This is a genomic window from Sphingomonas oligophenolica, from assembly GCF_039522915.1.
Lineage (GTDB): Bacteria > Pseudomonadota > Alphaproteobacteria > Sphingomonadales > Sphingomonadaceae > Sphingomonas > Sphingomonas oligophenolica.
The window spans coordinates 80,924-104,018 of sequence record NZ_BAAAEH010000010.1 but is presented as its reverse complement, the minus strand read 5'-3'; the positions used below and the strand labels follow the sequence as shown (position 1 = coordinate 104,018).

Here is a 23,095-nt window from a genome sequence, read left to right as displayed (position 1 = left end):
GCCGACACGCCTTGTTCCTGCGCAACGATCATGGCCTTGACCAGGCGGGTGGCACCGCCACCCTGCCGTTCGGGCGTGCCTTTGTGCCGATGGCCGAACCCGGCGCGCTCGACAAGATTCGCGACACGATCGCCCGGATCGACTGGGCGCCCGACCTCGGTTCGCGGATCGGATCGCTCGACTGGTGGCGCGGCGCCGCGACCTGCGCAGCGCTCTGCACCGCCACCTGCATGCTCGCGCCCGGCTTCCACCGCACGATCATCGGCGACACGCCGGCGGCGCTTGACGGCGCAAGCTGGGACGAGGCGCGCGCGCAATCGATCTCGCCGCTCGCCTGGGGCGCCGATACCGGCCGCCACATGGCAGCCAACGACCTTGTCGTGCCGCTCGCGGAAAGGCCCGAGCGGCCACGGGTCGAACTGACCGCGCCGCTCGGCCAGGGCGACAGCGTGACCCGCATGCTGCAGCGCGCCGGCGTCTCGGAGAGCGATGCCTCCAACGCGGTCAGGCTGATCTCCGGCGCTGTCCCGCTCGGCAACATCAAGCCGGGCACCCAGTTCGACATCACGCTTGGCCGGCGCCCCGACAAGACAGTCGCCCGGCCGCTCGAGCAGATTGCCTTCCGCGCGCAATTCGATCTCAGCCTGTCGCTCGCCCGCGTCGGCAACAGCCTGACCCTGAAGCGCCACCCAATCGCGATCGACCATACCCCGTTGCGCATCCAGGGACTGGCCGGCCGCAGCCTGTATCGATCGGCACGCGCAGCCGGTGCGCCGGCCAAGGTCGTCGAGGCCTATATCAAGGCGCTTGCGACTCACCTGTCGATCGGCCGCGACGTGAATGCCGGCGACACCTTCGATTTTGCCGTCGAGCAGGCCCGCGCCGCGACCGGCGAGGTCCAGCTCGGCGCACTGATCTTCGCCGGGCTCGACCAGGGCCGCAAAAAGACCCAGCTCGTCAAATGGACTGACGGGCAATGGTATGAGGCCTCTGGCCAGACCCAGCGGAGCGGCACCTTCGGCATGCCGGTCGCGGGGCACATCACCTCGAGCTTCGGCCTGCGCATGCACCCGATCCTCCACATGCTCCGCATGCACAAGGGGATCGATATCGGCGCGCCCTGGGGTACGCCGGTCCGTGCAGCGATGGACGGCGTCGTCTCCTTTGCCGGACGCAGCGCCGGCTATGGCAATTTCATCAAGCTCTCCTCGGGCGGCAACATCGCCACCGGCTATGGCCATCTCAGCCGGATCCTGGTGCGCAATGGCGAGCATGTCGCACGCGGGCAATTGATCGGCGCGGTCGGCTCGACCGGCCTGTCGACCGGGCCGCATCTTCACTGGGAAGTCTGGAAGAACGGCGTCTCGGTCAATCCACGCTCAATGTCCTTCTCGAGCGTGGCACAGCTTTCGGGCGAGGCGCTCCGCGCGTTCAAGGCGAAGTTCGCCTATCTGATGTCAGTGAAGCCGGGCCGCTGAAGCCCGCCGGCCATCTGGCCCGCAATTCTGCCCAGCAATGAGAAAGAGCCGCGCCATTTTTTGTGGCGTGGCCGGTCTATCTCGGTTTGACGCCCTGTTGAATCGGGACGCGTGCTACGCGCTGTGTTGGAAATGTCATGAGGGTTGCTGACATTTTGACAGGTCGCGCCCTCGCCACCGCCGTGGCGGCGGGAACAGGATAGCCTATCGTCTTCCCGATTTGAATCGGCGCGGGAGCCTTGGCGGCGGGCCGGGGAAGCGGGAAAGGGAGCGGCGACCGACGCGTGCCGCTCTACCGTCCCTGCGAGCGCCAGCGCTTGATGGTGCGTGCGATGATCTGATCTTCGTTGCCGACCTCGCGCCACAAATCGGAGAAGAGCGGATCGCCCGATGCCGGCCGCTTCGATTCCTCGAGATCGTCGAACGAGACCCGGATCGGGATGGCGACGCCTTCACCGCAGATGATGCATTCGCGGTTGCGCAGCGCGGGGATCGAATCGAGAAAGCCGCGCGCGCCCTCGGGCATCGCGGCGCGGACATAGGCCTGGTCGCGATCATTGTTGAGGCGCATCGCGATGATCGTGCCGAGCTGCGACAGCACGCCCTCGGCAAGATCGGACGGTCGCTGGGTGATCAGGCCGAGCGAGATACCGTATTTACGGCCTTCCTTCGCGATGCGGCTGAGGATCCGGCCGACCGAGCTGGCATCGGCATTGCGCTCGTTGGGGACATAGCGATGCGCTTCTTCGCACACGAGCAGGATCGGGCGCTGCGCCTCGCCGCGCGACCAGATCGCATAATCGAACACCATGCGGCTGAGCACCGCGACGACGACCGAGGTGATCTCCGACGGGACGCCCGATACGTCGATGATCGAGATCGGCTTGCCGTCGCCCGGCATGCGGAAGATACGCTGGATGAAATTCGCCATCGTATCGGCGACGAGCATGCCCGAGAACATGAAGCCGTAGCGCGGATCGGCCTTGATCTCGTCGATCTTGGTCTTGAGGCGGAGATAGGGCGCCGTATCCCCGGCGCGATCCATCTTGCCCATTTCGAGCTGGATCAGATTGGTGAGGTCGCTCAGCAGATAGGGGATCGGCGCGTCGACCGTCAGCTTCGTGATCTCCTGGCCAAGTCGCCCCTTGGCCCGCGCCATCAACAGGCATTTCGCGAGGATATCGGCGTCGATCTGCTGTTCGGATCCGCTCGAATTGATGAACACCTCGCAATGTTCTTCGAAATTCATCAGCCAATAAGGCAATTGCAGATTCGAGACGTCGAAGATCGCGCCATTGTCCTTGAACGCTGCGCTATATTCGCCGTGCGGATCGATCATCACGATATGGCCCTGCGGCGCGAGCTCGCAGATGCGGTGCAGGATCAACGCCGCCGAGGTCGACTTGCCGGTACCGGTCGATCCGAGCAGCGCGAAATGCTTGCCGAGCATCGCATCGACATACATGGCCGCGCGAATGTCCTTGGTCGGATAGACAGTGCCGATCTCGATCGTCGCGCGATCGTCCGCGGCGTAGATCTGTTTCAGGTCAGCGGTGGTCACCGGGAAGACCCGGCATCCGGGGGTCGGGTAGCGCGTGACACCGCGCCGGAACTTGTAGAGCTTGCCGGTCAGCCGCTCCTCGTCGCCCTCGCCGAGGAAATCGACCTGCGCGGCGATCTGGCCATTCGCGCTGTCAGCGAGCTTCAGCGACCGGATATTGGCGATCAGCCAGGCATTGCCGACGCGCATCTTGATCTGGCTGCCGACCTGGCCAGCACTGGCGGCGACCGGATCGCTGTTCTGCGCAGTCACGTCGAGCGCGGCTGAATCAAGCATGACCTGGCTGCTCGACCCGGCGATCTCGAAGACCATGCCGATGCCGTTCGCCGTAACATCGACAGGTGCGGTCGGAGCAACGGGTGCGGCGCTGGCAAAGGCATTGCTGCCCAACATTTCGGTCATTCGCTCTGATCCCCGATGTCAATCTCCCGAGCTATGGCGACGACAGGTAAATATTGGGTTTTTCATGATGCGTTCGGCTCGGCTGGCGCCGTTTGACCAACGAGGCTCTACAGCCGTTTCGCGATCCAGCCCGCGCCCCAGCCGAAAAACACCGACAACGCAACCGCGATCAGGCCGTACAGGATCGAATGGCGCTCGGCCGAGCGCGCGACGAATCGTTCGAACCCCGATTTACGGATATCGATGTCGCGCGTCGCCGCGGCCAGAACGCGGCCGTCGCGGATCAGGAAGGTCTCCGCGGTGAAACGCCCTACGGGCACGCGCGCCGGAATCGTCAGCCGGGCGCGATACAGCACGCCGTCAGTGATCTCGACGGCGCGCGGCGCCTCGAAATACAGGCCGGCGCGGCGCTTGAGATCGACCAGCCCGCGCGCGAAACGATCCTGCTCGGCAAGGGGGGCGCTGCTGGCGGGAGAAAGCTGAAGGCTGTCCAGCCCGAGCTCGTAGATCGCCTGGGTGCGATCGTCGACCAGCTTGCTGATCGGCCGCGACGACGCGATCGCATAGAAGCTCGGCGCCGAGCGATAGCGCAGTCGCGCCGCGTTGACCCAGATGCCGGCGACCTTCTCCTTCTCGCGGACCAGGATCGACTGGACCGGCCCCCGCACCACGACGACGATGTCGGTCGGCTTGTCGTCATTGGGCAAGCGGCCGCCGGGATAGAGGATCGCGCCGAACAGCAGCAGCTCGGCGCCGGTGAAGCTGTAGGCGATCTCGATATCGCGCTGCGACACATCGGGGACGAGCACCGGCTTTGCCTGGCCCATCAATAGCGGCGCGAGCAGGAGCGTGGCCCAGGCGCGCCTCACGAAAGCTCGACCGAATAGATCTCGTCAGGCCGCCAGCCAAGGCCGAGCCCGATCCGGAAGGCGACCAGCAGGACGATGACCGCGAGCGCGAACCGAAGATATTCGGGTTTTGCCCTGGTCGCGAGGCGGGCGCCGACCTGCGCGCCGGCGACAGAGCCGAGCAGCAGCAGGGCAGCGAGCACGATATCGACTGCCTTGGTCGTCGTCGCATGGACCATCGTCGCCATCGCGGTGACGAACAGGGTCTGGAACAGGGACGTGCCGACCACGACCTGGGTGGTCATGCCGAGCACATAGAGCATCGCCGGCACCAGGATGAAGCCGCCGCCGATGCCGAGCAGGATCGTCAGGATGCCAGTGAAGAAGCCAAGCAGCAGCGGCGCAAGCGGCGAGATATAAAGGCCGGAACGGCGGAAGCGCGTGCGAAGGGGCAATGCGGCGACCAGGGGATGATGGCCCCGCTTGCGCGGCCGCGGCGGCGTACCGGCGCGTGCGGCACTGATTGTCATCCATGATTCGCGCGCCATCAGCCCGCCGATCGAGCTCAGCATCACGACATAGACGATCGCGATGACGGTATCGATCTGCCCGCTTATCTGGAGCAGCCGGAAGATCCAGCCGCCGGCGATCGAGCCCATCAGGCCGCCCGCGACCAGCACCCCGCCCATCTTGGTATCGACGCCGTTGCGCCGGAAATGCGCGAACACGCCCGACACGCTCGCGCCCGTCACCTGGCTCGCGGCCGAGGCGGCAGCGACCGTGGGCGGGATGCCGTAGACGATCAGCAGCGGCGTCGTCAGGAAACCGCCGCCGACCCCGAACATGCCCGACAGCAGCCCGACGCCGCCGCCGAGAAGGACGATGACGAGCGCGTTCACCGAGAGATTGGCGATGGGCAGATAGATGTCCATTGCGGTTGCGGATATCCTGTTCGGGCGTCCGCGCAAAGCACCGGCGGGAGAAATCGGGCGACCAGCGGTGAGCACCGGATGCGCCGCCATGGCGTCACGCGACGGATGGCCAGCGATCGCCGGCCGACCGGGGTGTTATTCGCCGTGGAAGCAAGGGGCTTGGCACGTCGGGAAAATCCTGCCCTCTTAATCGCGTCAACCTCCCGCCGTGACGTCAATCCGCTGGACTCACCCCCTGCTCCGGCTTTAGCGTGCGGCCATCCTGGGGGAGGGTTCGATGAAGCTCGCAGTCCGTCTCGCACTCCTGGGGCTCGCGATCGCGCCCGTCACCGCGTTTGGCGACAACAGCCCGCAAATCGTGATGGCCACCCCGGGCATCGGCACCGGCGGATCGATCCAGGCCTTCACCGTCCGTTTCAGCCAGCCGATGGTCGCGCTCGGCGATCCGCGCGCAGCCTCCCCGTTCGGCGTCACCTGCGCGGTCGGCGGCGCCGGGCGCTGGGTCGACCCGCAGACCTTCGTCTATGATTTCGCAACCCCGCTGCCCGGCGGCACCACGTGCAGCTTCAAGCTGCGTGACGGGCTGAAAAGCGTTTCGGGCTATGCCGTCACCGGGCAGCAGCAATTCAAGGTCGATGCCGGCGGCCCGGTCGCGCGCGCCGTGCTGCCCGCGCAATTCGACGGCGAGATCGAGGAGGACCAGGTCTTCCTCGTCGCCGCCAACATGCCCGCCGCGCCGGCCTCGATCGCCGCCAATGCCTATTGCTCGGTCGAGGGCCTTGGCGAAAAGATTCCGGTCGACGTGCTCGCTGCCGACCTGCCGGGCACCTTGCTCGGCAAGCTCGGCACCGACAACTGGAACGTCCGCAGCTTCCTCGAAAATGCCGGCCTTCCCGCTGCGATTCCGGCGAGTGCCCAGGACCGTGCAAGAAACTTCGCCGGGGTCGTCGCGCTCAAATGCCATCGGCCGCTTCCCGCAGGGCATGATATGTCGCTTGTCTGGGGCGCGAAAATCGCCGGCGCCGGCGGCAAGATGGCGGGCGCCGACCAGCGCTTCGACTATACGATCCGCAAGCCCTTCACCGCCCGCTTCGAGTGCAGCCGGACCAACGCCCAGGCCGGCTGCAGCCCGGTCGAGCCGGCCAATGTCACTTTCTCCGCCCCGATCGCGATGAGCGTTGCGCAGGCGATCCGAATCCAGACCGCGGACGGCAAGCAGATCGCCCCGGTGTTCGACAAGGACGACCAGAAAAAGGCGACGATCGCGGCGATCAGCTTCAAGGCGCCGCTGCCGCCAGCAACTGCCGCCAAGCTGATCCTGCCGACGGGCATCAAGGACGAGAGCGGCCGCCCGCTCTCGAACGCCGAGCGTTTTCCGCTCGACATCCGCTTCGACCAGGCGCCGCCGCTGGTGAAGTTCGCTGCCTCGTTCGGTATCCTCGAGGCAGGCGAAGGCGGGGTGCTCCCCGTCACGGTGCGCAATGTCGAGCCGGCCCTGCGGGGCAATAACCTCGCCATCGGCGGGCAATCGCTGCGGGTCGAGAGCTCGGACGGCGAGATCGCCAAATGGCTCCGCACGGTCGACAGCGCCGATGATTATGCCAGCCATGAGATCAAGCAGGGCAAGACAAGCATCACCATCAACGACACGGGATCGAAACCGATCCTGACCGGCGGCGCCGGCAGCCCGCTCAAGCTCGGCTTGCCGGGCAAGGGCAAGGACTTCGAGGTCGTCGGCATTCCGCTCGCCAAGCCGGGATTCTATGTCGTCGAGCTCGCCAGCCCGGTGCTCGGCGCGGCGCTGCTCGGCCGCAAGACGCCGCGTTATGTCGCCTCGGCCGCGCTCGTCACCAACATGACGGTCCATTTCAAATGGGGCCGGGAAAGGTCGCTCGCCTGGGTGACCCAGCTCGATACCGGCAAGCCGGTCGCCAATGCCGATGTGCGGGTGACCGACAGCTGCACCGGCAAGCTGCTGGCGCGCGGCGCGACCGATTCGAGCGGCGGCCTGTTCGTGCCGCCCGGGCTGCCCGAACCGACCGCCGAGGGCGATTGCGGGACCGACAGCACCACCCATCCGCTGATGGTGTCGGCGCGCGCCGGCGACGATTTCAGCTTCACGCTGACGGCGTGGGGCGAGGGCATCCGCCCTTATGATTTCGACCTGCCTTATGGCTATGAAGCCAAGGGCGACATCCTCCACACCGTGTTCGACCGCGCGCTGGTCCGCCAGGGCGAGACGGTTCACATGAAGCATATCCTGCGCACCTCGGTCGGCGCCGGCTTCGGCATGGCGCCGGCGATGAAGGGGATGTTGCGCCTCTCGCATCGCGGATCGGACACGCAGTTCGACCTGCCGCTGGCGATCGATGCCAACGGCATCGGCGAGACTGAATGGACTGCGCCCAAGGGCGCGCCGATGGGCGATTACGACCTGAATGTGATCGTCGGCGACAAGACCATCTATACGGGCCAGTCGTTCAAGGTCGACGAATACAAGCTGCCGACGATGCGCGCGACCGTGACCGGGCCGAAGGAAGCGGCGGTCAGGCCCAAGACGCTGCCGCTCGACCTGTTCGTCGGCTATCTTTCGGGCGGCGGCGCGTCGAACCTGCCGGTCGACATGCGCGTCGGCTATTTCGGGCGGACGGCGACTCCCGATGGCTATGACGGCTATACGTTCGGCGGCGCCGCGGTGGCCGAAGGCACCAAGCCGCTCAACGGCGAGGGCGAGGAGGAGCAGACCCCGCTGCCGCCGACCCAGACCCTGCCGGCGACCCTCGGTGGCGACGGCACCGCCAAGACAGTGATCGACGTGCCGCAGACGCTCGACTCGGCGACCGACATGCTGGTCGAGATGGATTATCAGGACGCGAACGGCCAGGTGCTGACTGCCTCGCGGACGATTCCGATCTTTCCGTCGGCGGTGCAGCTCGGCATCAAGACCGATGGCTGGCTGATGAAGCAGGACGATCTGCGCCTGCGCTTCGTCGCGCTCGACACCCAGGGCAAGCCGATCGCCAACCAGAAGGTCTCGGTCGCGCTCTACAGCCGCAAGATCCTGACCGCGCGGCGGCGGCTGATCGGCGGCTTCTACGCCTATGACAACCAGATGACGACCACCAAGCTCGACAAGAGCTGCACCGCGACCACCGATGCTCAAGGGTTGGCGCAATGCGCGGTCGACCCGGGCATTTCGGGCGAGGTCTATGCGGTCGCGACGACCAGCGACGCAAACGGCAATGTCGCGCGGGCGACAACCTCGGTCTGGCTCGCCGGCAATGACGACTGGTGGTTCGGCGGCGACAATGGCGACCGGATGGACGTCGTCCCCGAAAAGACGAGCTATGCGGCCGGGGAAACCGGGCGCTTCCAGGTGCGGATGCCGTTCCGCGAGGCGACCGCGCTCGTCACGGTCGAACGCGAGGGCGTTCTCGCCAGCTATGTCACCCGGCTTTCCGGCACTGACCCGGTGGTCGAGGTGAAGATGCCGGGGAGCTATGCGCCCGATGTCTTCGTCTCGGTGATGGTGGTGCGCGGCCGGGTCCAGGGCGGCTTCTGGAGCTGGATACACGGCATCGCGCAGAGCCTCGGCCTTGCCGGCGGGCCGCCCCAGGCGCCCGAGCCGACTGCGCTGGTCGATCTCGCCAAGCCGGCCTACCGGCTCGGCATCGCCAAGGTGAAGGTCGGCTGGGAGGCGCATACGCTCCAGGTCGCGGTCAAGGCCGACAAGGAGAAATATGCAGCGCGCGACACGGCGCAGGTCGATATCCAGGTCAAGGCCCCGGACGGCAAGCCGGCGGCGAGCGCCGACGTCGCCTTTGTCGCAGTCGACCAGGCGCTGCTCCAGCTCGCCCCCAATGATTCATGGGACGTGCTGACCGCGATGATGGGCGAGCGCTCGCTCTCCGTGCTCACCTCGACCGGGCAGATGCAGGTCGTCGGCAAGCGCCATTATGGCCGCAAGGCAGTCGAAGCCGGCGGCGGCGGCGGGAACGACATGTCGGGCCTCAACCGCGAGAATTTCCAGCCGGTGCTGCTCTGGAAGGGCAAGGTCGCACTCGATGCGCAGGGCAAGGCGCGGATTCCGGTGCCGCTCAACGACGCCCTGTCCTCGTTCAAGCTGGTCGCGATCGCGACTGACGGATCGCAATTATTCGGCACCGGCATGGCCAGTGTCAGGACGGCCCAGGACCTGACGATCTTTGCCGGCCTGCCGCCCCTGGTGCGGAGCGGCGATTATTATGCGGCCGGCTTCACGCTCAAGAACGGCTCGACCAGGCCGATGACCGTCACCGCGACGGTCGATGTGACGCCAGCCGTAGCCCAGGGCCATCCGCTCACCGTCACCATCCCGGCGGGCGGCGCGGCGCCGATCGCCTGGAACCTGACCGCGCCCGGCAATGTCGCCAATTTGCGCTGGCATGTCAGCGCCAGGGCCGCGGACGGCAAGGCGGCTGACCAGGTGACGGTCAACCAGGATGTCATTCCGGCAGTGCCGGTCGAAATATGGGCGGCGACGCTGGCCCGGGTCGGCACCGGCACCGCGATTTCGATCGCGCCGCCGGCAGGCGCGCTGCCCGGGCGTGGCAGCGTCGATATCAGGCTCGACGATACGCTCGCGCCGCCGCTCAAGGGCGTGCGCGACTATATGACCGTTTATCCCTATGACTGCTTCGAGCAGCGCCTCTCAAAGGCAGTGGCGCTGGGCGATGCGGGCGCCTGGACCAGGCTCGCGGGCGATATCCCGACCTATCAGGCAGCTGACGGCCTGCTGCGCTACTGGCCGTCCGACAGCATGGAGGGCTCCGAAGCGCTGACCGCTTATGTCCTGTCGCTGACCGCTGATGCCGGGCTGCCGATCCCCGATGGGCCGCGCATGCGGATGATCGAGGGAATGAAGGCAGTGCTCGATGGGCGGCTTCGCCACGAACAATATGGCGATGTCCGCCTGCAACGGCTGGCCGCGCTCGCCGCGCTCGCCCGCGCCGGGGCCGGTACGCCAGCGATGCTCGGCCAGATCGGGATGGCGCCCAAGGAGATGCCGACCGCATCGCTTGCCGACTATCTCGTCGCGCTCGACCGCATTCCCGGCATCGCGAACGCGAATGCCCTGAAGGCGAATGCCGAGGCAGTGCTCAGGACCCGGCTGGTCTATGAGGGGACGCGCCTCGACCTTCGCGATCAGGACAGCGCTTCCTGGTGGCTGATGTCGTCGGGGGACGAGGCAGCGATCAAGGCCCTCATCGCGACGCTCGGCCGGCCAGGCTGGCAGGACGATGCGCCGAAGATGATGGTCGGCGTGTCGCTCCGCCAGTCGCGCGGCCATTGGGACACGACCACCGCCAATGCCTGGGGGACGATCGCCGCGCGCAAGTTCGCCGGCCTCTATCCGGCCGAAGCGATCGGCGGGACGACGACCCTGGCGCTGGGCACGCGGACGATCAGCAGGGCGTGGCCATTGACGGTCGACCTGCGCCAGGCGAGCTTCCCGCTGCCCGCCGCCACGACGCCGCTCAGGCTTTCCCAATCCGGCGGGGCGGGGCCATGGGCGAACGTCTCGGTATCGGCGGCGGTGCCGCTCACCCAGCCGCTGTTCGCCGGCTACAGGATGAGCAAGCAGGTCGAGGTCGTGCAGGCCCGCACCAAGGGCGTGCTGACTCGCGGCGATGTGCTCAAGGTGACGATCACCGTGGAAGCGAGCGCCGAACGTAACTGGGTGGTGGTGAATGACCCGATCCCGGCGGGCGCGACGATCATCGGTGACCTTGGCGGCCAATCGAGCATGCTCGGCACGATTACCGGCAGCGACACCGAGCCGAGCTATGTCGAGCGCGGCAATGATGCATGGCGAGGCTATTTCACCTGGATGCCGGCGGGCAAGTTCACCATCGCCTATACGCTCAGGCTGAACGGGGCCGGGCGGTTCAACCTGCCGCCGAGCCGGGTCGAGGCAATGTATTCGCCCGCCATCCGCGCACAGCTGCCCAATGCGGCGGTGACGGTCGTACAGCGGTGAGCACCCTGCGCCTTCCTTTTGGCCATCCCACCCGCAAAGGCTGGGGCCTGTCCCCAGCGGTATGAATTTTGGCTGACATCGGGAGACGGGTCCCCATTTTCAGGGGGATGGAAAAGGGGGTCGAGCGGCTTCGGGCGCTCATCGGCTCGGTGCGGCCCGAGCGATATTGGGCGGCGTTGCGGACGCGGAAAGGCGCAACGCTCGCGGCGCTGGCGCTGGCGGTTATCGTCTATGCCGCGATCGACTTCGCGACCTTGCCGCCGCCGCTGCCCGGCTATGCCCAGGTCCGCGCCGCGTGGCGCCCATCCGAATCCTGGCTCTATGACCGCAACGGCCAGCTGATCGACTCCGCCCGCGTCGATTTCGCCGCGCGGCGGCTTGCCTGGACACCGCTCGACCGGATCTCGCCGGTTACCCGCGATACGCTGGTCGCCGCCGAGGACAGGCGCTTCTTCAGCCATGGCGGGGTCGACTGGCTTGCCTTGCTCGGGGTGGCGCGCGACCGGGCACAGGGCGCGCGCGCCCGCGGCGCAAGTACCCTGTCGATGCAGCTGGCCGGTTTCCTCGCCCCTGATCTCGCCGCGCCCGGCTCGCGGCACTTCTGGGACAAGATCCGCCAGATGCGCGCTGCCTGGGCGCTCGAAGACCGATGGAGCAAGGACGAGATCCTCGAGGCCTATTTCAACCTCGCCGGCTTTCGCGGCGAGGCGCAGGGAATCGGCGCCGCAGCGCTCGGCCTGTTCGGCAAGACGCCCGACGCGCTTGCCCATGACGATGCGCTGCTGCTCACGGCGTTGCTGCCCGAGCCGCAGGCCAGTGCCGGGATCGTCGCGCGGCGCGCCTGCGCGCTGTCGCACGAGAAGGATTGCGCGCGCTTTGCCGGCGAGGCGGCCTCGATGCTGGGCCCGGCGCGCAGCCTCGCGCTCGATCCCGGCCTTGCCCCGCATCTTGCCGACCGGCTGCTCACCAAGGCCGGGCTGAAGATCACCACCACGCTCGACACGCGAATCCAGCAGCTGGCGATCATGGCGTTGAAGCGCCAGCTCCAGGGGCTTGGCGGCGCGCGGGCCCGCGACGGCGCGGTGGTGGTGATCGACAATGCCAGCGGCGACGTGCTCGCTTATGTCGGCGGGATCGGCGGTGCCTCGACCGCGCCCGCGGTCGATGGCGCCAACAGCTATCGCCAGGCCGGATCGACGCTCAAGCCCTTCCTCTACGCCCAGGCGATCGAGAAGGGCTATCTCACTCCTGCCTCTATCCTCGATGATTCGCCGGTCCAGCTCGACACCGCATCGGGGCTTTACGTGCCGCAGAATTACGATCGCGGCTTCAAGGGCCCGGTCTCGGCGCGGAGCGCGCTCGCGGGCTCGCTCAACGTGCCCGCGGTGCGCACCTTGCTGCTGATCGGGGTTGATCCGTTCCGCGACCGGCTCTGGGACACCGGCTATCGCGGGATGACCGAGGACGGCGCCTATTACGGTTTCTCGCTCGCCCTGGGTTCGGCCGAGGTTACCCTGCTCGAACAGGCCAATGCCTATCGCAGCCTTGCCAATGCGGGGCGCTGGTCGCCGCTGCGCCTGACCAGCAATGATCCGCGCGTCGTGCCGCGCAAGGTGACGACCCCCCAGGCCGCCTGGCTGGTCGCCGACATGATGGCTGACGCCAATGCCCGGGCGGCGACATTCGGGCTCGATTCGGCACTCAGGCTGCCTTTCTGGGCCGCGGTGAAGACCGGCACGTCGAAGGCAATGCGCGACAATTGGTGCATCGGCTTCAGCGACCGCTATACGGTCGCCGTCTGGGTGGGGAATCTCGAGGGAGATCCGATGCGCGCCGTTTCGGGGACGAGCGGCGCGGCGCCGGTCTGGCGGGATCTGATGCTCGCGCTGAACAGCGATCATGTGGTGAAACCGCCGCCGCGCCCGCCGGGGATCGAGCAGCGGGCGATCAGTTTCGCCAATCATATCGAGCAGCCGCGGCTGGAATATTTCCTCGCCGGCACCGCGCAGAGCCTGGTCGCCGCAGCGCCCGAGTCAGCGCGCCGGCCGCGCATCACCAATCCGGTGTCGGGCACCGTCTATGCAATCGACCCGGACATTCCGCCCGACCGGCAGCGGCTCGCGGTGATGGTGTCGGGCGAGGTGACGGCGCATCACCTGCTGCTCGACCAGCGCGATCTCGGCGCGGCCGATTCGCAGCCGCAGATCCTGGCCGCGCCGGGGCAGCACCGGCTGCGGCTGGTCGATGTGGCAGGCCATGTCGTCGATCAGGTATTTTTCACGATCCGCTGAGCGGAGAACGCAGCGCAGCGAACAAAATTGCCCGCTGTGCGTTACGTCAATGGTCCCACTCCCCCTTACGGGACCGTGCCGTCGGCACGCAGCGGCACCGGCCGCGCCCGCGCTTTCCCGGCGCGACGCGGCCGAACCCGGGCGAGAAACCCGCCCGGGCCGTGACGAACCCTTACCAGTAGAAGTTGCGGATCACGTCGATGACGATGCCGCGGCGGACATCGACCAGCAGCAGATCATTATAATGCCGCACCCAGCGCCGGTTGAAGCCGGCCGGCGGCAGATGATAGCGCCACGGATCGGCGACAAAGAAGCGCGGGCCATAATAGACGGGCGCAATACGGACGCCGGTGCGAAAGGCATTGTAGCGGAACGGTGCGTTCCAGTTGCCGCGCGCGAAGATCGCGCGGTTACGGTTGCGCCAGTCGCTCCAGTCGTTGCGCGCCCAGCGACGATTGCGGTCGTTCACATCCTCGCGATATTCCCGGCGGGCGTCGCGCAGGTCATGGCGTTCCTCGCGGATGTCGCGACGATCGCCGGTGCGGCGGGCATGATCGAGCTCGCGTTGCTCGTGCCGGATATCGCGCCGGTCGCGCCGAATCTCGCCGTTCGACTGAGCGCTCGCCGCAGCGGGAAGCGCGGTAGCCGCCATCAGCGCCACGATGATCAATTTACGCATGATCTCTTCTCCTTTTTGCCGGCGACCCGCCCGAACGGACGGCGACGCCATGCGCGCTTGTCGCCGACTCGCGCTGAACGGGCCGCGAACCGGCCTGTCAGGAGATAGAAAGGATCGAAAGCCTGATGAGACGCTATCAGGGCGTGTCGCGGCCGCCGCCTTCCTCGCCGGCGCCGCCGCCCGCTGCGTTGACCGTGCCGATATTGCCGAACAGTTCGTCGAACAGGTTGCGCTTGCGCCCGAGCGTCGGCGTGACCTTGCCATAGGGCCTGATCGACGCGACCTCTTCGGCACCCGTCCGGCGCACGCCGGTGACCACGCCCTTTGCATCGAAGCTGACCCTGAGCGTCGTCTGCTTCGTCACCTTGGGATTATTATAGGCGAAGTTGCGCGTGTCCCGCGCGACATAATACCAGTCGCCTTGATTGAACTCGCTGGTGAAGCTCGGCTTGCCCAGCACCTGGAGCACTGACTGGCGATTATCGACGCCCGGCTGCACCGAGTTGATGAGATCGACATCGAGCACATAGCCCTGATGCCCCTTCAGCTGGGTGCAGGCACCAGTGGCGATCGTCGCGAAACCCAGGGCGGCGCCCATCAACATGCGGGCGGAAATCACTCTCATCATATTCTCCAGGCACGCGATACGCGCACGCCAACGCATTGCATCGCGCAGCGCCAGCCTCAATATGCCGATGAAGGCGGCCAAACAAGGGCACGCTGAGGGAGTCGCCAGTGCATTGGATCGCAAAGCTGTTCGGGAGCCGGGATGAGACGGCGCTGCCGCTCTATGAGGCTATCGTCGCACAGGCGCGCGCGCCCCATTGGTATGAGGCGGGCGCGGTGCCCGACAGCATCGACGGCCGGTTCGACATGGTGGCGACGATCCTCGCGCTGGTGCTGCTGCGGCTCGAGGGCGATCCCGCCGGCGCTGCGCCCAGCGCGAGCCTGACCGAGCGCTTCGTCGATGATATGGATGGGCAATTGCGCGAGATCGGTATCGGCGATGTCGTGGTCGGCAAGCATATCGGCAAGATGATGAGCATGCTCGGCGGCAGGCTCGGCGCCTATCGCGAGGGGCTGGCGGGCGGCGATCTCGACGCAGCGCTGATCCGCAACCTCTATCGCGGCGCGGCGCCTGCCGCCGGGGCGCTCAGCCATGTCAGCGAATCGCTGCTGGCATTTCGCGATGCGCTGTCGGCAATGCCGACCGGGGCGGTGATCGAGGGCAAGCTGCCATGACCGCGCCCGAATTCTCGCGGCTGGAGCGGATCGATACGATCGGCGAAGGCGAGCGCGAGGTCTCGATAAGCGCGACGCAGGAGGAACGGGCGGCGCTCGCCGCACGATTCGAGCTGAAGTCGATCGACCGGCTCGACGGCGTTTTCCGGCTGCGGCGCGATGCGGCCGGGGTCGTTGCGCGCGGGCGGGTCAGGGCTGCGGTGGTTCAATCCTGTGTCGTTACCGACGACCCGTTGCCGGTAACGGTCGATGAGCCGGTGGCACTTCGCTTCGTTGCCGAGGATGCGCCCGACGCCGACGAGATCGAACTGAACGAGGATTCTCTTGACACGATGGGCTTTGACGGCGCGGCGATCGACCTCGGCGAAGCAGCCGCCGAGACGATGGCGCTGGCGCTCGACCCCTTTCCGCGCGGACCGAACGCAGCGGCGGCGCTGCGCGAGGCCGGGGTGATCAGCGAGGAGGAAGCAAAGCCACTTGGCGCGCTGGCGGGCCTGAAGGCGCAGCTGGAGAAGCGTCAGCCCTGATCGGGGCCAAGGCTCGGGTCCAGATCCCGCGGCCGGACGAACAGCGTGAGGGTTGCACTTCCCGCCGCCACCTCATGCCAGTCGCTGACGTCGAACCTCAGCTGCGCGGTGCTCGCGGTCGGGAATTTGGCTTCGACATCGTCGCGCAACGGCTGCTCGTCCGAATCGGGCACCAGCATCAGCACCAGATCCTCGAGCCCCGGATTGTGCCCGACCAGCAGGACATGATCCGCGCCCGCCGGCAACTCATGGACGAGATCGAGCAATGTCGTCGCCGAGGCGAGATAGATTCGGCGATCCCAGGCAGGCGCAAGCGCATCGCCATAGCCGGCTGCGACCTGCTCGATCGTCTCGATCACCCGCACCGCGGGCGAAGCAACGACATGATCGAAGGCAAGCCCCAGACTCCGCCAGTTGCGTCCGACGAGCTGGGCGGCGCGCTTGCCCTTGCCGTTCAGCGGCCGATCGAAATCGCGCAGCACCGGATCGTCCCAGCCAGACTTGGCGTGGCGAAGCAGCGTGAGCGTCTTCATTTCGGTCTCCGTCAGGCTTCCTCGCGGGCCTCATGCCCGACATGGATGACTGAAGGAAGACGCCCCGCGCGCATCACCGCCTCGTCGAGCGTGACGCGGCGCACCGCGACGCCGGGAGGAAAGGCAGTGAGCAGGCGTGACGGCATGGCGGCAGAGAGCAGCACGAACGCGCCGTGATCGTCCGCGCGGCGGATCAGCCGGCCGAATGCCTGGGCGAGACGCGCGCGGACGATGCGGTCGTCATAGGCACTGCCGCCGCCGGCCAGGCGCCGCGCGGCATGGAGCACGGTGGGCTTGGGCCAGGGCACGCCTTCCATCACCACCAGCCGGAGCGAGCGGCCCGGCACATCGACCCCGTCACGCAGCGCGTCAGTGCCGAGCAGTGACGCCGAGGCGTCATCGCGGAAAATATCGACCAGGGTGCCGGTATCGATCGGGTCGACATGCTGGGCGTAGAGCGGCAGGCCTTCGCGGGCGAGCCGGTCGGCGATCCGGGCATGGACGCCGCGCAGCCGCCGGATCGCGGTGAACAGGCCGAGCATGCCGCCGCCGGAGGCGACGCCGAGCCGGGCATAGGCGTTGGCGAGCGCCCCCATATCGCCGCGCTTCACGTCAGTGACGATCAGTACCTCGGCCTGGGACGCATAATCGAACGGGCTCGGCGCCTCGAACCGGCTCGCGCCGCGCAGGAGATGCTGCGCCCCGGTGCGTGCCTCGGCCACTTCCCATTCGCCGCCGCCCCTGAGCGTCGCCGACGTCACCAGCGCGCCATGCGCCTGTTTCAGCACGGTTTCGGCAAAAGGCTTGCTCGGATCGAGCCAGTGGCGATGCAGCCCGACATCATATTCGCGCCCCTCGACCCGGTCGACCGCGAGCCAGTCGACGAAATCGGGCGTGGCTGGCCCGCCGATTCGCGCAAGCAACGACAGCCACGCCGCGACCGTTTCCGCGCGCCAGCCGATCGACGCAATCGCGCCTTCGATTCGCGCGCGCGCCGGCCCGTCCATCCAGTCAGGCGCTTCGGCAAGCACCGCTTCGAGCCGCCGCCCGAGCGTGACGAGCGGGCGAACCAGCGCATCGAGCGCCTGCGCCGCAGGGGCAGCCGCCTCGATCAGCGCCGCATCGGGCTCGGCAAGTTCGGTTTCGAGGCCATAGCCGGCATCGCCAGCCGCATCGGCGCGGGCATAAGCGAGCCCGCGCACCGCGGCGAGCAGGATCTCGATCGGCCCGAACGGCGCGCCCTCGCTCAGCCGCTGCAGCCAGCCATCGCTCGCCAGCGCGCCGGCGGCCTTGATCGCTTCCGAGATGGCGATGCCGCCGCCTTCGTCATAGCTCGCGACATCCGACAGGCGCGCCGCCAGCCCGCGCCGGCGGCCGCGCCCGCCCGATTCGGGACCGATGATCCAGCGCCGCAACTCGATCGTCTCACCGCCGGTCAGCGCAGTCGAGAACATCGAATCGGCCGCATCGAAAATGTGATGACCCTCGTCGAAAACATAACGGGTCGGCCGGGTCGCCATTTCGCGACCCCGCGCCGCGTTCACCATTACCAGCGCATGATTGGCGATGACGATGTCGGCCTCGGCCGACGCGCGCGCCGCGCGTTCGATGAAGCATTTCCGGTAGTGCGGGCAGCCGGCATAGACGCATTCGCCGCGCCGATCGGTCAGCGCGGTCGATCCGTTGCGGCGGAACAGGGTCGGCAGCCAGCCGGGCAGATCGCCGCCGACCATGTCGCCATCGGCGCTATAGGCAGCCCAGCGCGCGACCAGCTGCGCCAGGATCGCCGCACGCCCGGCGAAACCGCCCTGCAGCGCATCCTCGAGATTGAGCAGGCAGAGGTAATTCTCGCGACCCTTGCGGGTGACGACCTTGGCTTTGCGGACCTCGGCATCGGGAAAGAGCCGCGCGCTCTCATGCCCCAATTGCCGCTGCAGCGCCTTGGTGAAGGTCGAGACCCATACCGCGCCGCCCGCTTTCTCCGCCCAGAGCGAGGCTGGTGCGAGATAGCCGAGCGTCTTGCCGATTCCGGTGCCCGCCTCCGCCAGCACCATATTGGGCGCGTCGCGGACCATGCGCGGGTCGAACGCCTCGATCGCCGCCTGAGCGAAGGCGCGCTGGCCGGGCCGCTGCTCGGCAGTGCTTCCGGTCAGATGGGCAAGGCGAGCCTGAGTCTCTTCGGGATCAAGCGCGATCGTGCGCGGTGCAGGGCGCGGCGCGACCTCGGACCATTCGGGGAGCCTGGTGAACAGCCAGCGTTCAGCCGTGGCGGGCTTGGCGATCCGGTCGGCAAGCGGCATCGCCCAGGGCCAGCGCAGGCGGAACAAGGACTGGGCCGAGGTCCAGGCGCCTTCGCGTTCGGGCCAGTCCTGCTTCGGCAGGTCGAGCAGCGCTTCGGCCGCGCGGAGGAGGAGTGCCGCCACTTCCTCGTCGCGCGCTGGCGGCTCGAGCCCCGTCACGCGAGCAAGGCCACGCGGCGTCGGTACCATGAAGCGCGCGGGACAGAGAAAGGCGAAGAGCTCGAGCAGATCGAGCCCCGACAGGTCGGCATAGCCGAGCCGCTGGCCGATCAGCGGTGCGTTGAGCAGGATCACCGGCGTGTCCGCGGCAATCCGGATCGCCTCGCCACGCCCGATCGGCCGTGTGCCCTCGGCATCGGCGATCCAGATGCCGCTATGACTGGCATGGAGTGCTGGATAGGGGAGCAACGGCATCGGGCGACTGTGGCGGGATGAGAACGAAAGGGCAACTCAATCCCGTCATTGTATCCGGCTTGCGTCGGGGCGACCCTATGTTGTCCCCAAACCCCCGTCGCGCTACTGCCGCGCCATGACTACCGAACTCCGCGCCGCCGCCCTCGAATCCAAAGCCTGGCCCTATGAAGAGGCGCGCAAGCTGCTCAAGCGCTATCCGGACGGGAAGAAAGACGCGCCGATCCTGTTCGAGACCGGTTACGGCCCCTCGGGCCTGCCGCATATCGGCACCTTCAATGAAGTGCTGCGCACGACCATGGTGCGCAATGCCTTCCATGCGCTCAGCGACACGCCGACGCGGCTGATCGCCTTTTCGGACGACATGGATGGGCTGCGCAAGGTGCCCGACAATGTCCCCAACAGGGAGATGCTGGCGGAATATCTCGGCAAGCCGCTCAGTCGCATCCCCGATCCGTTCGGCACGCATGAGAGCTTCGCCGCGCACAACAACGCTCTGCTGCGCGAATTTCTCGACCGGTTCGGCTTCGATTACGAGTTCGTCTCCTCGACCGATTATTATGCCGGCGGCCGGTTCGACGAGACGTTGAAGTCGGTACTGCGCCATTATCAGGCGATCCTCGACGTGATGCTGCCGACGCTTGGTGCCGACCGCCGCGCAACCTATTCGCCGGTACTGCCGGTCAGCCCGAAGACGGGCGTGGTTCTCCAGGTGCCGGTCGAGGTGATCGATGCCGATGCCGGGCTGATCGCCTTCATGGATGAGGGCGACCGGATCGAGCAGACGATCCTCGGCGGCCATGCCAAGCTGCAATGGAAGGTCGACTGGGCGATGCGCTGGGTCGCGCTCGGCGTCGATTACGAAATGGCCGGCAAGGATCTGATCGACTCGGTGGTTCAGTCCTCGAAAATCACGCGTGTGCTCGGCGGCCGCCCGCCCGAGGGTTTCAACTATGAGATGTTCCTCGACGAGAAGGGCGAGAAGATCTCCAAGTCGAAGGGGAATGGCCTCAGCCTCGACGAGTGGCTAACCTATGGGCCTGACGAGAGTCTCGCCTTTTATATCTTCCGCGAGCCGCGCAAGGCGAAGTCGCTGCACATGGGCGTGATCCCGCGTGCGGTCGACGATTACTGGCAGTTCCGCGGCAATTATGCGGGCCAGGAGCTGAAGGAAAAGCTCGGCAACCCGGTCCATCACATCCATGACGGCAAGCTGCCGACCGGCGAATTGCCGGTGACCTTCGGGCTGCTCCTCAACCTGGTCGGGGTGATGGGCGATGCGACCAAGGAGCAGGTCTGGGGCTATCTCGCCAATTATGTGCCCGATGCGACGCCCGAGCTGTACCCCGAGCTCGACCGGCTGATCGGCCATGCGCTCGCCTATGGCCGCGACTTCGTTGCGCCGACGCTGAAGCGCCGCGCGCCGGAAGGCGTCGAGATCGCGGCGCTCGAGCAGCTCGATGCCGATCTCGCCGCATTGCCGACCGAAGCGAGCGCTGAGGAAATCCAGAACATCGTCTATGAGATCGGCAAGACCGCCGGTTTCGAAAATCTGCGCGAGTGGTTCAAGGCGCTCTACGAGACACTGCTCGGATCGAGCCAGGGCCCGCGCATGGGCAGCTTCATTGCGCTCTACGGGATCGACAATACGCGCAAGCTGATCGCCGAGGCGCTGGCGCGGTGACCCGCCCGCGCGCCGCCTCGGTGCTGCGCGACTTCCTCGCGAACGAGGCGCTGGGCGGGATCGTGCTGATTGCCGCCGCGGCATTGGCGATGATCGCCGCCAACTCGCCACTTGCCGCCGCCTATTTCGGGCTGCTGCATTACGAGACCGGGCCGGTGATCGCGCCCGCGATCGGCGCGATGACGGTCCATCTGTGGATCAATGATGCGCTGATGGCGATCTTCTTCCTGCTGGTCGGGCTCGAGATCAAGCGCGAGCTGGCCGACGGGCAGCTCGCGAGTGCCGAGCGCCGGCGGCTGCCGATCATCGCCGCCGCAGCCGGGATGATCTGCCCCGCGATCCTGTATCTCGCGATCACCGGCGGCGCGGCGCCGCTGCGCCCTGGCTGGGCGATCCCGGCGGCGACCGACATCGCCTTTGCGATCGGCGTGCTGGCGCTGCTCGGCTCGCGCATTCCACCCTCGCTGAAGCTGTTCCTGACCACGGTCGCGATCGTCGACGACATGGGCGCGGTCGCGATCATCGCCGTGTTCTACAGCCATGGGCTTGCGCTGCTCGCTCTGGCGGGCGCGGCGGTCGTCGCGAGCGGGATGGCCGCGATGAACCGGTTCGGGATCGTGCGGCTCTGGCCCTATCTGATCGGCTTCGGCCTGCTCTGGCTGCTGGTGTTGATGTCAGGCGTTCACGCGACGATCGCCGGCGTGGTGGCGGCGATGCTGATCCCGATCGGCAGCGGTGGCCATGCCCGCTCGCCGCTCCACCGGCTCGAGCACGCGCTGAACCCCTGGGTCGCCTATGCGATCGTGCCGCTGTTCGGCTTCGCCAATGCCGGAGTCTCGCTCGTCGGGTCGTCATGGGGCGTGCTGGCCGAGCCGCTGGTGCTCGGCATCGCCCTTGCGCTGTTCTTCGGCAAGCAGATCGGCATTTTCGGCAGCATCAGGCTCGCCGTCCGCTTCGGAGTCGCGCGTGCACCGGCGGGGGCGAGCTGGGCGCAGATCTATGGCGTCGCCTTGCTCGCCGGGATCGGCTTTACGATGAGCCTGTTCATCGGCGGCCTCGCTTTTCCGGGCGACGGCGCAATGATGGACGAAGTGAAGATCGGGGTACTCGTCGGATCGATCCTGTCGGCAACTGCCGGCTTCATCGTGCTGCGCTTTTCATCAAGGGCGAAGACATGAAGCGCTTTTTCGACCCCCGCCAGCTGGCGCACGCGCCGCTGAAGGAGCTGCACAATGGCGGCTTCACCGATTTCGCCGAGAAGCCGATGCGCGCCGAGGCAATCCTTGCGGCGATCGGCGGCGCCGACCTGCCCGCCGATCATGGCGAAGCAGCGATCAGCGCGGTGCATGATGCGGGTTATCTCGATTTCCTGAAGACCGGCCCCGCGCGCTGGGCCGCCGCGGGGCGGCCGGGCGATGTGATCGGCTATATCTGGCCGATCGCCCGCCGCCGCCCGTTGAAACTCGACCGGATCGACGCGCTGGCCGGGCGCTACAGCCTGGACGCGTCGACACCGTTGACCGCCGAGACCTGGGACGCTGCCTATTGGAGTGCGCAATCGGTCCTCTCTGCGCTCGACGCCGTGCTGGCGGGAGACCACGCTGCCTTTGCCCTGTGTCGTCCGCCGGGCCACCATGCCGGCGCCGATTATCTCGGCGGCTATTGCTACCTCAACACTGCCGCCATCGCCGCCCAGGCAGCGCGCGATGCCGGCGCGAAGCGGGTCGCGATCCTCGACATCGACTATCATCACGGAAACGGCACGCAGGACATTTTCTGGACGCGCAGCGATGTGTTCTACGCCTCGATCCACGCCGATCCGGCGACTGACTATCCTTTTTTCTGGGGCCATGCCGACGAAACCGGCGAAGGTCACGGCGCCGGTACGACGCTCAACCTGCCGCTCGCGCAGGGGGCGGATCTCGCTGCCTTCCGCGCCGCCCAGACAGCGGCGCTCGACGCCATTGCGCGCTTTGGGCCCGACCTGCTGATCGTCAGTTTCGGCGCGGATACCTGGGAGGGCGATCCGATCTCCTTCTTCCGCCTCGCCACCGCCGATTATACGACGCTCGCGCGCGACATTGCCGGGCGCGGCTGGCCGACCGTGATCGCCATGGAGGGCGGCTATGCGATCGAGGCGTTGGGGGCGAATGTCACCAGCCTGCTGGCCGGGTTCTGACCCACGCTG

The 23,095-nt window shown here is 67.1% G+C and carries 15 protein-coding genes; 8 read left to right on the top strand and 7 right to left on the bottom strand.

Going from position 1 to position 23,095, the window contains the following annotated elements; genetic code table 11:
* Positions 1 to 11: 11 nt before the first annotated feature.
* Positions 12 to 1,478 carry a M23 family metallopeptidase gene (locus tag ABD050_RS07315; RefSeq protein ID WP_343888600.1) on the top strand — a complete coding sequence of 489 codons (1,467 nt, stop codon included), beginning with the start codon at positions 12 to 14 and terminating at the stop codon, positions 1,476 to 1,478.
* A gap of 292 nt (positions 1,479 to 1,770) precedes the next feature.
* On the opposite strand, the gene ABD050_RS07310 is transcribed toward ABD050_RS07315, so the two are convergent.
* The 3 genes from ABD050_RS07310 to ABD050_RS07300 all read right to left on the bottom strand — a co-directional run bounded on the left by ABD050_RS07310 (position 1,771) and on the right by ABD050_RS07300 (position 5,221).
* Complete coding sequence (locus tag ABD050_RS07310) at positions 1,771 to 3,441, bottom strand: ATP-binding protein (protein ID WP_343888599.1); 1,671 nt, start codon at positions 3,439 to 3,441, stop codon at positions 1,771 to 1,773.
* A 107-nt stretch (positions 3,442 to 3,548) separates the two neighbouring features.
* Positions 3,549 to 4,268, bottom strand: a complete 720-nt coding sequence (locus tag ABD050_RS07305; RefSeq protein ID WP_343888691.1) for a TIGR02186 family protein — start codon at positions 4,266 to 4,268, stop codon at positions 3,549 to 3,551.
* Positions 4,269 to 4,306: 38 nt separating this feature from the next.
* Positions 4,307 to 5,221, bottom strand: a complete 915-nt coding sequence (locus ABD050_RS07300; RefSeq protein WP_343888597.1) for a sulfite exporter TauE/SafE family protein — start codon at positions 5,219 to 5,221, stop codon at positions 4,307 to 4,309.
* Positions 5,222 to 5,498: 277 nt separating this feature from the next.
* On the opposite strand from ABD050_RS07300, the gene ABD050_RS07295 reads away from it, so the two are divergent.
* Together ABD050_RS07295 and pbpC are read left to right on the top strand one after the other, a co-directional pair.
* Positions 5,499 to 11,240 (top strand): alpha-2-macroglobulin family protein, encoded by a 5,742-nt coding sequence (locus tag ABD050_RS07295; RefSeq protein ID WP_343888596.1) that lies wholly within the window; start codon positions 5,499 to 5,501, stop codon positions 11,238 to 11,240.
* Positions 11,241 to 11,347: 107 nt separating this feature from the next.
* Positions 11,348 to 13,531 carry a penicillin-binding protein 1C gene (pbpC, locus tag ABD050_RS07290; protein WP_343888595.1) on the top strand — a complete coding sequence of 728 codons (2,184 nt, stop codon included), beginning with the start codon at positions 11,348 to 11,350 and terminating at the stop codon, positions 13,529 to 13,531.
* Between the two features lie 172 nt (positions 13,532 to 13,703).
* Here the strand turns inward: pbpC and ABD050_RS07285 are convergent, their stop codons facing one another.
* Together ABD050_RS07285 and ABD050_RS07280 are read right to left on the bottom strand one after the other, a co-directional pair.
* The gene (locus ABD050_RS07285) at positions 13,704 to 14,210 is read right to left on the bottom strand and encodes an RcnB family protein (protein ID WP_343888594.1); all 507 of its coding nucleotides are present in this window, start codon (positions 14,208 to 14,210) and stop codon (positions 13,704 to 13,706) included.
* Between the two features lie 136 nt (positions 14,211 to 14,346).
* Positions 14,347 to 14,835: an outer membrane protein assembly factor BamE gene (locus ABD050_RS07280; RefSeq protein ID WP_343888593.1), complete on the bottom strand. Its 489-nt coding sequence runs from the start codon at positions 14,833 to 14,835 to the stop codon at positions 14,347 to 14,349.
* 110 nt (positions 14,836 to 14,945) lie between these two features.
* On the opposite strand from ABD050_RS07280, the gene ABD050_RS07275 reads away from it, so the two are divergent.
* Both ABD050_RS07275 and ABD050_RS07270 read left to right on the top strand, forming a co-directional pair.
* On the top strand, positions 14,946 to 15,452 hold the full coding sequence (locus ABD050_RS07275; RefSeq protein ID WP_343888592.1) for a ubiquinol-cytochrome C chaperone family protein: 507 nt from the start codon (positions 14,946 to 14,948) through the stop codon (positions 15,450 to 15,452).
* Positions 15,449 to 15,979: a YceD family protein gene (locus ABD050_RS07270; RefSeq protein WP_343888591.1), complete on the top strand. Its 531-nt coding sequence runs from the start codon at positions 15,449 to 15,451 to the stop codon at positions 15,977 to 15,979. Before ABD050_RS07275 ends, ABD050_RS07270 begins: the two co-directional genes overlap by 4 nt.
* On the opposite strand, the gene ABD050_RS07265 is transcribed toward ABD050_RS07270, so the two are convergent.
* A complete protein-coding gene (locus tag ABD050_RS07265; RefSeq protein WP_343888590.1) occupies positions 15,970 to 16,512 on the bottom strand; it encodes a SixA phosphatase family protein in 543 nt (180 codons plus the stop codon). The two genes, ABD050_RS07270 and ABD050_RS07265, sit on opposite strands and share 10 nt — an antisense overlap.
* An 11-nt stretch (positions 16,513 to 16,523) precedes the next feature.
* Complete coding sequence (locus tag ABD050_RS07260; protein ID WP_343888589.1) at positions 16,524 to 19,226, bottom strand: ATP-dependent DNA helicase; 2,703 nt, start codon at positions 19,224 to 19,226, stop codon at positions 16,524 to 16,526.
* 115 nt (positions 19,227 to 19,341) lie between these two features.
* Here ABD050_RS07260 and ABD050_RS07255 point away from each other — a divergent pair, with 115 nt between their 5' ends.
* From ABD050_RS07255 to ABD050_RS07245, 3 genes are read left to right on the top strand one after another with little or no spacing between them, the layout of a single operon-like run.
* A complete protein-coding gene (locus tag ABD050_RS07255; RefSeq protein ID WP_343888588.1) occupies positions 19,342 to 20,907 on the top strand; it encodes a lysine--tRNA ligase in 1,566 nt (521 codons plus the stop codon).
* A complete protein-coding gene (gene nhaA / locus ABD050_RS07250; RefSeq protein ID WP_343888587.1) occupies positions 20,904 to 22,085 on the top strand; it encodes a Na+/H+ antiporter NhaA in 1,182 nt (393 codons plus the stop codon). Before ABD050_RS07255 ends, nhaA begins: the two co-directional genes overlap by 4 nt.
* A complete protein-coding gene (locus ABD050_RS07245) occupies positions 22,082 to 23,086 on the top strand; it encodes a histone deacetylase family protein (protein WP_343888585.1) in 1,005 nt (334 codons plus the stop codon). The genes nhaA and ABD050_RS07245 overlap by 4 nt, the downstream gene beginning before the upstream one ends.
* The last annotated feature ends 9 nt before the right edge of the window (positions 23,087 to 23,095 follow it).